We start from the raw sequence: 13,976 nt of genomic DNA, 5'->3' as shown, positions 1-13,976 counted from the left end.
ATAAAAAAACCCGCCGAGGCGGGTTTTTTCGCAAATTGTCGTCTGCCGGAGCAGAGTACAATTAACGTTTGGAGAACTGAGGACGACGACGTGCTTTACGCAGACCGACTTTCTTACGTTCAACCTGACGAGCATCACGGGTAACGAAGCCAGCTTTACGCAGTTCGCCACGCAGGGATTCGTCGTACTCCATCAGAGCGCGGGTGATACCGTGACGGATCGCACCAGCCTGACCAGAGATACCACCACCTTTAACAGTGATGTACAGATCCAGTTTCTCAACCATGTCGACCAGTTCCAGCGGCTGACGAACTACCATGCGGGCAGTTTCACGACCGAAGTACTGTTCCAGAGAACGTTGGTTGATTACGATTTTACCACTGCCCGGTTTGATGAAAACGCGAGCTGCGGAACTTTTGCGGCGACCAGTGCCGTAGTATTGATTTTCAGCCATTGCCTATAATCCCGATTAGATGTCAAGAACTTGCGGTTGCTGTGCCGCGTGGTTGTGCTCGTTGCCAGCGTAAACTTTCAGTTTACGGAACATAGCACGACCCAGCGGGCCTTTTGGCAGCATGCCTTTAACCGCGATTTCAAGCACACGCTCAGGACGGCGAGCAATCATCTCTTCAAAGGTCGCTTGTTTGATACCACCGATGTGACCGGTGTGGTGATAGTACACTTTGTCAGTACGCTTGTTGCCGGTTACAGCAACTTTGTCAGCGTTCAGAACGATGATGTAATCACCGGTATCTACGTGCGGAGTGTATTCCGCTTTGTGCTTACCGCGCAGGCGCAGAGCCAGTTCGGAAGCCAGACGGCCCAGAGTTTTACCGGTCGCGTCAACAACATACCAGTCGCGTTTTACGGTTTCTGGTTTAGCTGTAAAAGTTTTCATTAAAAGCTTACCCAAATAAATAAGTTACACGTTGGTGAACACCCAAACGTTTTGTCAGTTGAGGTTCACACGACATTGTCCAGCAAACCTACCCCTTCGAATAGCCTATGCCGGCGCATAGAAAGTTTTGGGAAAAAAACTCTCTCGTAACGTGGGGTCGCAAGATTATAGAGAAGTCAGGGTCAAAGATCGACCCCTTTATGTGATTTGCGGCAGGTTTAACCGGCTAAATGTTCCCGCTTCAGATACTCCTCGCTTTGCATCTCCTGCAAACGCGACAAACAACGCTGGAATTCAAACTTCAGGCGCTCGCCCTGGTAGATTCCATATAAAGGCGCTGCGGCGCTGACCACCAGCTTAACGTGGCGTTCGTAGAACTCATCAACCAGCGCGATAAAGCGTCGTGCCTCACTCTCCATCAGCGTCGTCATGACCGGTACATCAAACAACAGCACAGTGTGGAACAGGCGCGACAGTGCAATGTAGTCATGCTGGCTACGCGCATCGACACAGAGCGTAGTGAACGATACCGCCAGCGTTTGGTTCTCAACGGCCAGCGTCTGCATCGGACGATGATTGATCTCCAGCATCGGCGCATGTTCACCTTTGGTTCCCGCTAATGCCAGCCAGAGTTTATCCATCTGTTGGCGGGTTTCCTCATTCAGTGGCGACAGCCACAAATGCGCCTGCGTTAAGGTGCGCAGACGATAATCGACGCCAGCATCAACATTCATGATGTCGCAATGCTGTTTGATAGCATCAATGGCAGGAAGAAAACGCGCACGTTGCAAACCGTTACGATACAGTTCATCTGGCGGAATATTGGAGGTCGCGACCAGCGTAATGCCACGGGCAAACAGCGCCTTCATCAGGCCGCCGAGCAGCATGGCATCGGTGATGTCAGAAACAAAAAACTCGTCAAAGCACAGCACATCCGTTTCGGTTTTGAAGCGGTCAGCAATCACTTCCAACGGGTCGGTCTGGCCTTGCAGAGCCGTCAGCTCTTCATGCACGCGCAGCATGAAGCGGTGAAAGTGCAAACGCTGTTTACGTCCGCCAGGCAGACTATGGTAGAACAAATCCATCAGCCAGGTTTTCCCGCGCCCTACGCCCCCCCACATATACAGACCACGCACTGGCGTGTTTTCTTTCGGCTCACGTTTACCCAGCAATTTACCAAAGCGGGCCATCAGTCCACTCTCCTGCGCCGCTGGAGGTGCAATCGTCGTGAGCTCCTGGTAAATCGTTTCCAGTCGATTCACCGCTTCTTGTTGTACGTTGTCGGGTTGATGGCTGCCGTCGTTAAGGGCCTGCAGGTATCGCGATGTCGGGGAAAGGCTTTGCATGATGTTATTGTTATTCCTTGAGAATCGATGTGCCGTCGCTCACGGTTGACGAAAAAAAGGCCGTTCTACATTACGTGATATAAACACGGGATTCCACTTCTACGGGATTAGCGGTTATAGTGGCATAATCAGGCGCAGGCATGGAGCCTAAAGCCAACACCCTACGGAAACACAAGACAACGGGAGATGTTCATGACCTGGGAATATGCGCTAATTGGGTTAGTCGTCGGTATCATTATTGGTGCTGTAGCCATGCGTTTTGGTAATCGTAAATTACGCCAACAGCAGGCATTACAGTACGAACTGGAAAAGAACAAAGCTGAACTGGAAGAGTACCGCGAAGAGCTGGTGAGTCATTTCGCCCGCAGCGCTGAGCTACTGGATAACATGGCTGATGATTATCGTCAGATCTATCAGCATATGGCGAAAAGCTCCAGCAGCCTGCTGCCGGGCATGTCAGCGGAAAACAACCCATTCCGCAATCGTCTTGCTGAGTCTGAAGCAGGTAACGATCAGGCGCCGGTTCAGATGCCGCGTGACTATTCCGAAGGGGCTTCCGGCCTGCTGCGTAGTGGCGCAAAGCGCGACTAAACGCACATCGTTAAGAAATTTATTGGGCGCAGCAATTGCGCCCTCCGCTTCTCTTCCCGTCCCAGCTATTATTTAGTCGTTAGCCTCATTGTGACCAAACCGAAAATTCAATAACATCAAACTGTTTTGAATCATCTTCCGTTTACTCAAGGTACGAGAGCAGGATCCATGAAAAAACAAACCCAGCTGTTGAGTGCATTAGCGTTAAGTGTCGGGTTAACTCTCTCGGCGCCATTCCCGGCCGCAGCGTCGATTCCCGGTCAGGTTCCCGGGCAGGCTGCGCTCCCCAGCCTCGCCCCGATGCTGGAGAAAGTGTTACCTGCCGTGGTGAGCGTAAGGGTCGAAGGTACCGCCACTCAGGGGCAGAAAGTCCCGGAAGAGTTCAAAAAGTTTTTTGGTGATGATCTTCCCGATCAACCTTCCCAACCTTTTGAAGGGTTAGGTTCCGGGGTCATTATTGATGCCGCCAAAGGCTACGTCCTGACCAATAACCACGTCATTAACCAGGCGCAAAAAATCAGCGTCCAGCTTAATGATGGCCGTGAGTTCGACGCTAAGCTTATCGGCAGCGACGATCAGAGCGACATCGCTCTGCTGCAAATTCAGCATCCCAGCAACCTGACGCAAATTGCCATTGCCGACTCCGACAAACTCCGCGTGGGTGACTTTGCTGTCGCCGTCGGTAACCCGTTTGGCCTGGGACAAACTGCCACCTCTGGCATTGTATCGGCTTTGGGGCGCAGCGGGTTGAACCTCGAAGGTCTGGAAAACTTTATTCAGACTGACGCTTCCATCAACCGGGGTAACTCTGGCGGTGCATTGCTTAACCTCAACGGTGAGCTGATTGGTATTAACACCGCGATTCTGGCTCCCGGCGGCGGCAGCATTGGGATCGGCTTTGCTATCCCCAGTAACATGGCGCGTACGCTGGCGCAGCAGTTAATGCAGTTTGGCGAAATCAAACGCGGTCTGTTGGGTATTAAAGGGACTGAAATGACCGCTGACATCGCTAAAGCATTCAAACTGGATGTACAACGTGGCGCGTTTGTCAGCGAAGTTCTGCCTAACTCTGGCTCCGCAAAAGCGGGGGTGAAATCCGGTGATGTTATTACCAGTCTTAACGGCAAACCGCTCAGTAGTTTCGCCGAACTGCGTTCACGTATTGCGACAACCGAACCGGGGACCAAAGTCAAACTGGGCCTGCTGCGTAACGGTAAACCACTGGAAGTTGAAGTGACGCTGGATACCAGTACATCATCTTCCGCCAGTGCGGAAATGATTGCTCCGGCGTTGCAAGGAGCCACGCTCAGCGACGGGCAGCTAAAAGATGGTGCCAAAGGCATTCGAATTGATAACGTTGAAAAAAGTAGCCCAGCTGCACAGGCCGGCCTGCATAAAGATGACGTTATCATCGCCGTTAACCGCGATCGGGTGAACTCGATTGCCGAAATGCGCAAAGTGCTGGAAACGAAACCGTCAATCATTGCTCTGCAGGTCGTTCGTGGAAACGAGAGTATTTACCTGCTTTTGCGTTAACCAGGACAACCGGACATCAGCCCCCCGTGTGATGTCCGGTAAACTCGTGATATGCTGCTGCCGTTCCCTTTTTTAATGACGCCGCCATCATGTTTGTGAAGCTTTTACGTTCGGTCGCGATTGGTTTAATCGTCGGCGCCATTCTGCTGGCCGCGATGCCCTCTTTGCGAAAAATTAATACGCTTACCGCACCACAGTTCGACAGCACAGATGAAACACCTGCCAGCTATAACCCGGCAGTTCGCCGTGCTGCGCCTGCCGTGGTCAACGTGTACAACCGCAGTATGAACAGCACGACGCATAACCAGCTTGAGATCCGCACGCTCGGTTCAGGCGTGATCATGGATCAGCGCGGCTATATCATCACCAACAAACATGTCATTAATGATGCCGACCAAATCATCGTCGCATTGCAGGATGGGCGTGTCTTTGAAGCGTTGCTTGTTGGCTCCGATACCTTAACCGACCTTGCGGTGCTGAAAATCAACGCAGCAGGCGGGCTGCCGACGATCCCGATTAATAACAAACGTGTACCGCATATTGGTGATGTCGTGCTTGCCATTGGTAACCCGTACAACCTCGGGCAAACCATCACTCAGGGGATCATCAGCGCCACGGGTCGTATTGGCCTGAACCCAACGGGTCGGCAAAACTTCCTGCAAACAGATGCATCCATTAACCATGGTAACTCTGGCGGTGCGCTGGTTAATTCTCTGGGTGAGTTGATGGGGATTAACACACTGTCGTTTGATAAAAGCAATGATGGTGAAACGCCGGAAGGGATTGGCTTTGCCATTCCGTTTCAACTGGCGACGAAAATCATGGATAAGCTGATTCGTGACGGGCGCGTTATTCGTGGCTACATCGGCATCAGCGGGCGTGAAATTGCACCGCTGCATGCACAAGGTAGCGGCATGGATCAAATTCAGGGGATTGTCGTGAACGAAGTGGCACCGGATGGTCCGGCGGCCCAGGCCGGAATTCAGGTCAACGACCTCATCATTTCGGTCAATAATAAACCGGCAGTATCAGCGCTGGAGACCATGGATCAGGTCGCTGAGATTCGCCCCGGTTCGGTTATCTCCGTGGTCGTGATGCGCGATGATAAGCAATTGACGCTGCAGGTCACGATTCAGGAATATCCGGCGACCAACTAACGCGGATATAAAAAAACCGGAAATCATCCGGTTTTTTTAACATTTCGATGGGCTTGTAGGCCGGATAAGGTGTTTACACCGCATCCGGCATCTGTATGCCTGATGGCGACGCAAAACGTCTTATCAGGCCTACCGAAAAGCGTTATTTAACGAACTCTTCGCCCAGCGTGATATCTTTCTTCAGCGTGTCCAGCATGCCTTCCAGCGAGCTTTGTTCGAACGCGCTCAGTTTACCGATGGACTGACGTTCTTCTACGCCATTTTTGCCCAGCAGCAGCGGCTGAGAGAAGAAGCGAGCGTATTGGCCATCGCCTTCAACGTAAGCGCATTCCACCACACCTTTTTCGCCGCTCAGCGCGCGAACCAGTGACAGACCGAAACGAGCTGCAGCCTGACCCATAGACAGGGTTGCAGACCCGCCACCGGCTTTTGCTTCCACAACTTCAGTACCCGCGTTCTGAATACGTTTGGTCAGGTCAGCCGCTTCTTGTTCAGTGAAGCTTACGCCAGGAATTTGTGACAGCAGCGGCAGAATGGTCACACCAGAGTGTCCACCGATAACCGGGACTTCAACGTCGCCAGGCTGCTTGCCTTTCAGTTCCGCCACAAAGGTGTTGGAGCGGATGATGTCCAGCGTAGTTACGCCAAACAGTTTGTTCTTATCGTATACGCCTGCTTTTTTCAGCACTTCAGCAGCGATAGCAACGGTCGTGTTCACTGGGTTAGTGATGATACCGATACACGCTTTCGGACAGGTTGTAGCAACCTGCTGCACCAGATTCTTCACGATGCCAGCATTCACGTTAAACAGGTCAGAACGATCCATACCTGGTTTACGTGCAACACCCGCAGAAATCAGCACCACGTCAGCACCTTCCAGTGCAGGGGTCGCATCTTCACCGCTGAAGCCTTTGATTTTCACAGCAGTAGGGATATGGCTCAAATCAACGGCCACACCAGGCGTTACTGGAGCGATGTCGTACAGGGAGAGTTCTGAACCTGAAGGCAGTTGGGTTTTTAACAGTAATGCTAGCGCCTGACCGATACCACCAGCAGCGCCGAGGACTGCAACTTTCATCCTAAACTCCTTATTATATTGATAAGCAAAATGTCTATTGCTCCGCGGCGGCGACCTTAATTCACAAATCCAACGAATTCAATAACCACGCTTCAAGAATGCGTAGTCACGCAAATTTGGCTTTTATGCATTTAACTTACGTAAAATAAAACCTAAGTTACGTAATTCAAAACCACTCGCACAGTAGAGCAACTTTCCAACAGGTGCTGACAATATACCCTACAGCCCTCTCAAAACAACATCAATTTGATAACATTTAATTTACTTTTAATCTTATTTGCGAGCCGTGACACAGGCATGTTTCTTGATAACGAAATTTGATAAAATCCCGCTCTTTCATAACATTATTTCAGCCTTGAACGAGGCAGACCGTTTGCATAAAAATTCATCTGTATGCACAATAATGTTGTTTCTACCGCCATATTACGGGTGACTTATGCGAAGCTCGGCTAAACAAGAAGAATTAGTTAAGGCGTTTAAAGCGCTACTTAAAGAAGAAAAATTCAGCTCTCAGGGCGAAATCGTCCTCGCGTTGCAGGATCAGGGCTTTGATAATATCAACCAGTCCAAGGTTTCACGCATGCTGACCAAGTTTGGTGCCGTGCGTACCCGCAATGCGAAAATGGAAATGGTGTACTGTCTGCCTGCAGAGCTGGGAGTCCCGACAACGTCAAGCCCGTTGAAAAATCTGGTGCTGGATATCGACTACAACGATGCCGTTGTCGTTATTCATACCAGCCCAGGCGCTGCGCAGCTGATTGCCCGCCTGCTGGATTCACTGGGTAAAGCAGAAGGCATTCTTGGAACGATTGCTGGTGACGATACCATCTTCACCACACCGGCCAAAGGTTTTACGGTAAAAGACCTGTACGAAGCCATTCTGGAACTGTTTGAACAAGAACTGTAATCCTCTTCCCCGTCACGCCCAGTGGCGGGGGAAAAATCTCTCTTTTCTGCTCCCCTCCTCAACTTTCCACTACCGAACATTTAACAAATAGTGCGTTTCACCGCCAAAATACATTCACACAGTGAATGATACACATCAAAAACGCACAATTTGCAAAATATCGTATCTGAATGAATTAATTGATTTTATTTTCAAAAATAAGTTCTAACCTGTATTTTTAATTCCATATAGTTATAAAAAATACTTTTTTTAACACTTAATTACCACAGAAACAATTAGCGTGGTATTAATTTATCGCGTGATTAGTGTATACTTGATTTTGTGATGAGGGTCACAAAACAAAGACCCTTAATAAAAGAATTCGACGAGGTAAATATCATGAAAATCAAAACCACTGTTGCAACTTTAAGCCTTCTCTCAGTTCTCTCTTTCGGTGCAAGCGCCGCTGTTAATCAGGTGAACTCGCAAGAAGCACAAAATCTGCAATCCATGGGTACCATCTCTGTATCTCAGATCGGTAGCTCACCAATGGATATGCGTCAGGCAATCGCCGCTAAAGCAGAAAAAGCGGGCGCCAGCAGCTATCGTGTCACTGAACTCCGTGAAGGTGCTCACTGGCATGCAACCGCAGAATTGTACAAATAAACCCTCGTCGTCTAGTCCGACGACTTGCCCCCGCCTGCCGGGGGCTTTTTTATGCCTGTTTTGAGTGGCGAACGTTAAAGCGTAACTGTCCTTCGAGCTCTTCTTCTGCTTCATCGAACAGTAAAATTAGCGCGCCATATCGCCTGCGTAACTTATCCGGTAAATGGACAAATTCGATTTCCAGAGGTAACGGCAAGATTTCCCCAACCACAACCTCCCACAAAGAATCTAAATCAACCACCTTTTCCCGGGCCAGACCGAATGTACGTGCAAACTCACGGTAGAAATCACTCTGATTTTCAATCTCGTCAAAATCAAACGTATAGATATTCATCTATAGCCACCATCCCGACGCCAGTTACTCAACAGACCACCGATATGCAGGGTCTTCCTCAACCTGTTTCCCCTGTATCCCGCCAGCAAAATTTTATGCTCCTGCGATCCAGGCATCGTTTATCACCCCAGCTAAATGCTCGTCTTAAGTATAGCCCTGCCTCAGTGTGCGTAATACCTCAGGAATGAACTGTTCATCGTTTAGACAAAGAGAGATACATCACATTTTTGTGCAAGCCTATGGCTGCGTTTCAGAAACAGTATGAAACACGTTGGCCATAACTTTCTGAAAAATAATAGATCAGATATTTATCTGATTTTTTCAATATAAAAATCATATCAATAACCGTATTTATCATATTTGATTTGAAATTGAAGCCGCCACAAAATGCCTGCGACTGAATAGTCTCTGGAGTCGATATGTCCATGTCTGTTGTCAACGATACCCCGTATGAAGCGGCTGAAATTCTGCGTGCTGCAAAACCCAATTTTCATCCACGTGTCGCTCTGATACTTGGGTCAGGTCTGGGGGCACTTGCCGATCGCATGGAAAATAAAACCACGCTTTCATATCAACAATTACCTGGGTTTCCGGTCAGCACCGTAATCGGCCATGCCGGGGAAGTGGTGATGGGAACGCTTTATGGTATCAACCTCATCTGCATGAAGGGGCGTGGACATTTTTATGAAGGGCAGGGAATGGGCATCATGACCCATGCCGTACGTACCTTTAAACTGTTGGGCTGCGAATTTTTATTCTGTACCAACGCCGCGGGTTCGCTGAACGTAGATATTCCTGCAGGTAGTCTGGTCGCCCTCAACGATCACATCAACACCATGCCATCTACCCCACTTGTCGGGCCGAACGATGAACGCTTTGGTCCTCGCTTCTTTAGCCTCGCTAACGCATACGATCGCGAACTGCGCCAGCAGCTTCACGGAGCCGCAGAGCAGTTGGGTATCACGCTTCATGAAGGGGTTTTTGTCTCTTATCCTGGACCTAATTTTGAGACAGCTGCGGAGATTCGCATGATGCAGCGTATGGGCGGCGATGTCGTCGGTATGTCGGTGGTACCGGAAGTGATAGCTGCACGCCACTGTGGCCTGAAAGTACTGGCCGTTTCAGCCATCACGAATATGGCTGAAGGCCTCAGTGATGTTGAGCTTTCCCATGAACAAACGCTGAAATGCGCTGCCATGGTAACTGAAGATTTTATTCGTTTGATCGGCCAGTTCCTCAAGCAGTACGCCTGATCGTGGTTCCGTAGACGGACAGGTCGCCCTGCTCCGTCTGGAGAAAAGTTATGCCAGACAATCAGTTTCCTCGTGCAAATCTCAATGCCGTTTCGTACCTGAGCTATTACTTTGTTGGCGCACTGGTGTCGACACTGGGGATTGTGCTTGGGCCACTTTGTGCCGCTTTTCATAAAGACCCCAGCTTTATCGGGCAGGTCTTTACTCTGATGAACATCGGAATGTTTGTGCCTATTATGCTTGGCGGCATTCTGATGAAAAAATGGGGGCTGAAAAAACCATTAGTTATTGCTGCAACGCTCACCGTGATTATCAGCGCAGTACTTTTTATCCAACCAACCTTAACGTTGTTTAGCATTGCAGTGGCCGGAATTGGTGCCTGCGGGGGCGTGTTTATGACCATCGGCAGTTATCTGGTGGTCCGTATTAATCCCGATGAAAAGAGCCGCTCTTCCAGTCTGATTTTTACCGATTTCTTTTTCAGCTTTGCCGGAGCAACCCTTTCTTTACTGTTAACCTGGATGTTTAAACTGGGTGCCAGTTGGATTGCGATGTATGGGATTATGGGCGGTCTGGGCGCGCTGATGTTGGCACTTACCCTGCGTTGTCGCTTCCCATCGACAGAGGCTGCGCAGCCGCAGCAACACGAGAAAACGGAAGAGTCAGAACCTTGGGGGATCTCTGTCTATTTGATCTGTTTTACTCTCTTTGCTTTCCTGCTGGCTGAACCCATTTTTACCATGTGGACACCGGGCTACCTGCAATCGCGTTTTACACTTCAGGCGCAGGATGCCGCGCTATTCACTACTGTGTATTGGGTGACGAAAGCCATTGGCCTGTTCCTGAATCGATTCACCGTGAAGTGGATGAAACTGCGCACTTTCCTGCTGATCTGCGCAAGTATTGGTCTGCTCTCCATTGCGCTGATTGCCAACAGCAACAATACCACGCTGATTCTGATAGCGTGCAGTGTGTTTGGTTTCTTTAACTCCGGTTTATTCTCCGGCCTGATGAGCTATGGTTCACTGCAGGTGAGTCGCAGTTCACCAACCTTGATCTCCGCCTTGTTGACGTGCGGCACAGTAGGCACGCTACTGTTTGCCAGCGTCTCCTCCATGGTAAACAACCACTTTGGCCTGCAGGGGGCGGTGAATACGTCAACTGTTGCCTATTGTGTGTTACTGCTGACGCTGGTTATCGCTGTCACCTGCAGCCAGGCCGAGCGTCTCGCCCGCCCGCCATCCGCTGCGGTTTGACAAGCTTTGGGGAGGACGGCATGATGCCGTTTCTCTCCCTCTCTTACGCGTAACCAGCATGATTGATCTCCAGGCCAATAGCCGAATTCGTCTTCGAACATTGCGTTATTTTCAGGTTCTCGCTGACGAGCTGCACTTTGGCCGGGCCGCGGCCCGGTTAAACATCTCTCAACCACCGTTGAGTATGCAGATTAAAGAACTGGAAGAGATCCTTGAAACGACGCTATTTGAGCGTACCAGCCGTAAAGTGGTTCTCACGCGAGCCGGGCAGGTATTGAAAACGGAAGTCGATCGTATCCTGAGTACCACCGATCAATCCCTCAATTATGTGCGACAGATTGGCCGTAGCGAACATCAGCATTTCAACATTGGGATAGTCGGTAGCGCACTGTGGGGGACGCTGCTTACACGTCTAAAGGATTTTAAGAAGCAACAGCCGTACGTAAACTGGAGCTTGCAGGAGCTTTCCCAACATCAGCAAATTGAAGCCTTGCATGCCCGGACGATTGATATTGCGATTAGCCGGAACGTACTGCCCCAATCCGAGACGAATATTCGTAGCCAATTGATTTCCCGCGAAGCGGTTGCTCTCGCCGTACCTGAACACGATCCTCTCTGCCAACACCAAAGCGTCTCACTGGCGATGCTCGCTGAACGCCCCATCATTTCGCTTTCATTCAATCAAAGCAATTTCGCCCGTCAGATACATGACCGCTGTGTTGAGGTAGGATTTTATCCTCTGATTACCCACCAGGTTAACGAACCGCAAACAGCGCTGGCGCTGGTTAGCGCAGGAATTGGTCTCTCTTTACTGCCAGAAACCTGCGGATTGATCCACTGGCCTGGCGTTCGTTTCTTACCGTTGAATGACCCTATTCCAGCCGATCTTTATGCCTACTGGTACGACGAACCGCTTTCCACATTAATGAACGCGTTTATCATGGCATTACAGGGGCGGTAAAACTGAAACCGGAAGAGATATCCTCTTCCGGTTAGATGATTTATGAATTGCTGGTCAGCGCATGCTGGTACTTGTGCAACATTCCCGTGAGTCGTTTCACTGGCTCCGTCACCTGAGGCGGGGCTTCCCAGAGCGTTAATTTTTCCTGGTAGATGTCAAGCTCCTCCAGCAACTGACTAAAGTAGCGTCGGCGTTTGTCATCATTGACTGCAGAAATAACATGATCGGCGGTACGGCGAAGCTGGCGATGAAACGCCGATAAATCGTCGTTTACCGGTACAGGCGCATCACGTAAACGCTGGTGAGCAATAATCATCGTCAGTGCCAGGCGGAACTTTGCCAGATCGCCGGGGAATTTGTTCATCAGTAAAAACAGCTGCTGATACAACGCCGGAAGGTGGTTTTCTTTACGGCGCACAACATTGGTGGTCATTGCAGAGACCGCTGCCGACACAAACTGGTTAAGCAACACACGACCTGTTCTGTCACGCGAGTTATCCCGCACCAGCAGAATAACGATAAACGCCAATACGCAGCCGACAATCTGCCCCAGTGCACTGTCGAGGAACTGACTAAAGTGGAAGGTCATCGGGTTATCAAGCACGATGATGTTAATGGTGCTCGCCAGCGCCCCCATTGAGCCCAGACGCCGCTTCTGCACCTCAATACCCAGAAAGAATCCCAGCACCGCCAGACTCAGACACAGCAACAACATGCTTTGCTGGGTATTGGGGATAATCACCAGAAAATAGAGCGCCCCCAACGGTAATGCTGCCAGCGTGCCATAGATAAAGTCGATGGCCACCATGCGGGGGTTAGGCAAACGCATGGCCAGCGATGTGACGACCGCTATCATAACCATCGCGCCGCTACCTGATGTCCAGCCGGTCCACAACCAGAATAAGGTTCCCAGCACACAGGACAGCGTAGTACGCCAGAAGTTGACCAGCGCATGGTGACGTTCGGCGGATTCCACCTTCACCACCGGCTCGCCTTGCAGGATCTCTTCTTCGATAGCGCTAATTTTGGTATTGCTGACCACTCCGCGTTTCAACAGCAGGTAGCGCGTCGCCGCGCCGGCCCAGCTATAGATCGTCACTGGCGTATCACGCTCACCGGTCCAGACAATCACACGGCGCATCCGCTTCAATTGTTTATGTACGTCCTGCACCGTTTCAACCGGCGTATCAAACAACTCGCGGAAGGTATCGGTAATCAGTTCTGGTCGGGTGTTCTGAATAAGATAGGTTTCGCAGGATTGCGTGATGAGCGTAAGCGACAGCGTGTTCAACGCTTTGAGTCTACGATTGGCGCGCACCCAGCGTGAGGATTCCATGTTCAGGTTGCTGCGCATACCTTCAAGCGCTGCCGTACGACGAACTAAAGCGCCCCAGGCCTTGTCCACCTCTTCGCTATCACCATGCTTTATACACAGTTGCATAAGCTGATATTGCGCCACCAGAAGACTGTCTAACTCGACATCTATCTCCTGTTTCACTGAACGGGGCGAAAAGAGCAGGTCGGCGATGATAGCGCAGACAATCCCCATCACAATCTCGCTGCAGCGTTCGAGCGCAAATTGTGGCGTCAGTAGAGGCTCCGCCTGAATAGTAATGACGATAATCAACGCCGTGTAACCCGAAAGCCCCCAGGCATAGGAGTTTTCGATCTTTACCAGTGAAGAGATCCAGGTACAAAAACCGGCCCAGATACAACACACCAGGATCATCAATAGCGGCGCACGGATCATACTGATAATAATGATCAGCGCGGCAATACAACCAATAAATGTCCCGACAATACGCAGCATACCGCGGTAGCGGATAGCGCCTGAATAAGGTTCTCCGCCAGCGGCAAAGGCTGGACCTGCCGCCACAATGGCTGCGGTAAGTACCGCCCAACGAGGGGTCTCAAGCTGAAAGTGAAAGCCAACGAACAGCGCCAGTACAATCGCGCAGGCCAGCTTTACCGCAAAGCGGATATGCTGATTGGCAATGGAGAAAATGCCCATCAC

14 protein-coding genes are annotated in these 13,976 nt (G+C 50.5%); 8 read left to right on the top strand and 6 right to left on the bottom strand.

The features are described from left to right. Positions 1 to 61: 61 nt before the first annotated feature. From rpsI to zapE, 3 genes are all read right to left on the bottom strand, one after another. Positions 62 to 454, bottom strand: a complete 393-nt coding sequence (rpsI, locus tag IB196_RS02395; protein ID WP_003025138.1) for a 30S ribosomal protein S9 — start codon at positions 452 to 454, stop codon at positions 62 to 64. Between the two features lie 15 nt (positions 455 to 469). After that, positions 470 to 898: a 50S ribosomal protein L13 gene (gene rplM / locus IB196_RS02390; RefSeq protein WP_003025141.1), complete on the bottom strand. Its 429-nt coding sequence runs from the start codon at positions 896 to 898 to the stop codon at positions 470 to 472. A 218-nt stretch (positions 899 to 1,116) separates the two neighbouring features. Next, entirely contained in the window at positions 1,117 to 2,244 is a 1,128-nt protein-coding gene (gene zapE, locus IB196_RS02385; RefSeq protein WP_121585119.1) for a cell division protein ZapE, read from the bottom strand. 192 nt (positions 2,245 to 2,436) lie between these two features. Here zapE and zapG point away from each other — a divergent pair, with 192 nt between their 5' ends. The 3 genes from zapG (at position 2,437) to degS (ending at position 5,528) form a co-directional block, all read left to right on the top strand. After that, entirely contained in the window at positions 2,437 to 2,835 is a 399-nt protein-coding gene (gene zapG / locus IB196_RS02380) for a Z-ring associated protein ZapG (protein WP_005121352.1), read from the top strand. 168 nt (positions 2,836 to 3,003) lie between these two features. Then, a complete protein-coding gene (gene degQ / locus IB196_RS02375; RefSeq protein ID WP_155021897.1) occupies positions 3,004 to 4,371 on the top strand; it encodes a serine endoprotease DegQ in 1,368 nt (455 codons plus the stop codon). An 89-nt stretch (positions 4,372 to 4,460) separates the two neighbouring features. Beyond that, positions 4,461 to 5,528 carry an outer membrane-stress sensor serine endopeptidase DegS gene (gene degS, locus IB196_RS02370; protein WP_005121354.1) on the top strand — a complete coding sequence of 356 codons (1,068 nt, stop codon included), beginning with the start codon at positions 4,461 to 4,463 and terminating at the stop codon, positions 5,526 to 5,528. 142 nt (positions 5,529 to 5,670) lie between these two features. Here the strand turns inward: degS and mdh are convergent, their stop codons facing one another. Further along, complete coding sequence (gene mdh, locus IB196_RS02365) at positions 5,671 to 6,606, bottom strand: malate dehydrogenase (protein ID WP_040234161.1); 936 nt, start codon at positions 6,604 to 6,606, stop codon at positions 5,671 to 5,673. Positions 6,607 to 7,042: 436 nt separating this feature from the next. Here mdh and argR point away from each other — a divergent pair, with 436 nt between their 5' ends. Next, on the top strand, positions 7,043 to 7,513 hold the full coding sequence (gene argR, locus IB196_RS02360) for a transcriptional regulator ArgR (protein ID WP_003025162.1): 471 nt from the start codon (positions 7,043 to 7,045) through the stop codon (positions 7,511 to 7,513). A 378-nt stretch (positions 7,514 to 7,891) separates the two neighbouring features. After that, entirely contained in the window at positions 7,892 to 8,158 is a 267-nt protein-coding gene (gene yhcN / locus IB196_RS02355; protein WP_005121357.1) for a peroxide/acid stress response protein YhcN, read from the top strand. A gap of 49 nt (positions 8,159 to 8,207) precedes the next feature. Here yhcN and IB196_RS02350 read toward each other — a convergent pair whose 3' ends face one another. Beyond that, complete coding sequence (locus tag IB196_RS02350) at positions 8,208 to 8,492, bottom strand: hypothetical protein (RefSeq protein WP_005121358.1); 285 nt, start codon at positions 8,490 to 8,492, stop codon at positions 8,208 to 8,210. 419 nt (positions 8,493 to 8,911) lie between these two features. Between IB196_RS02350 and xapA the strand changes: the two genes are divergently transcribed. Genes xapA through IB196_RS02335 form a run of 3 tightly spaced genes read left to right on the top strand, consistent with a single transcriptional unit; the run spans position 8,912 to position 11,962 of the window. Next, on the top strand, positions 8,912 to 9,745 hold the full coding sequence (gene xapA / locus IB196_RS02345; RefSeq protein WP_182289768.1) for a xanthosine phosphorylase: 834 nt from the start codon (positions 8,912 to 8,914) through the stop codon (positions 9,743 to 9,745). A gap of 50 nt (positions 9,746 to 9,795) precedes the next feature. Further along, positions 9,796 to 11,001: an MFS transporter TsgA gene (gene tsgA / locus IB196_RS02340; RefSeq protein ID WP_040234164.1), complete on the top strand. Its 1,206-nt coding sequence runs from the start codon at positions 9,796 to 9,798 to the stop codon at positions 10,999 to 11,001. Between the two features lie 58 nt (positions 11,002 to 11,059). Continuing rightward, complete coding sequence (locus IB196_RS02335) at positions 11,060 to 11,962, top strand: LysR family transcriptional regulator (protein WP_149691790.1); 903 nt, start codon at positions 11,060 to 11,062, stop codon at positions 11,960 to 11,962. Positions 11,963 to 12,002: 40 nt separating this feature from the next. On the opposite strand, the gene aaeB is transcribed toward IB196_RS02335, so the two are convergent. After that, positions 12,003 to 13,973 (bottom strand): p-hydroxybenzoic acid efflux pump subunit AaeB, encoded by a 1,971-nt coding sequence (gene aaeB, locus IB196_RS02330; protein WP_005121363.1) that lies wholly within the window; start codon positions 13,971 to 13,973, stop codon positions 12,003 to 12,005. Positions 13,974 to 13,976 lie beyond the last annotated feature (3 nt).

Source organism: Citrobacter sp. C6_1, from assembly GCF_014596835.2.
GTDB lineage: Bacteria > Pseudomonadota > Gammaproteobacteria > Enterobacterales > Enterobacteriaceae > Citrobacter > Citrobacter pasteurii.
This window is presented reverse-complemented; position numbering and strand designations above follow the sequence as displayed.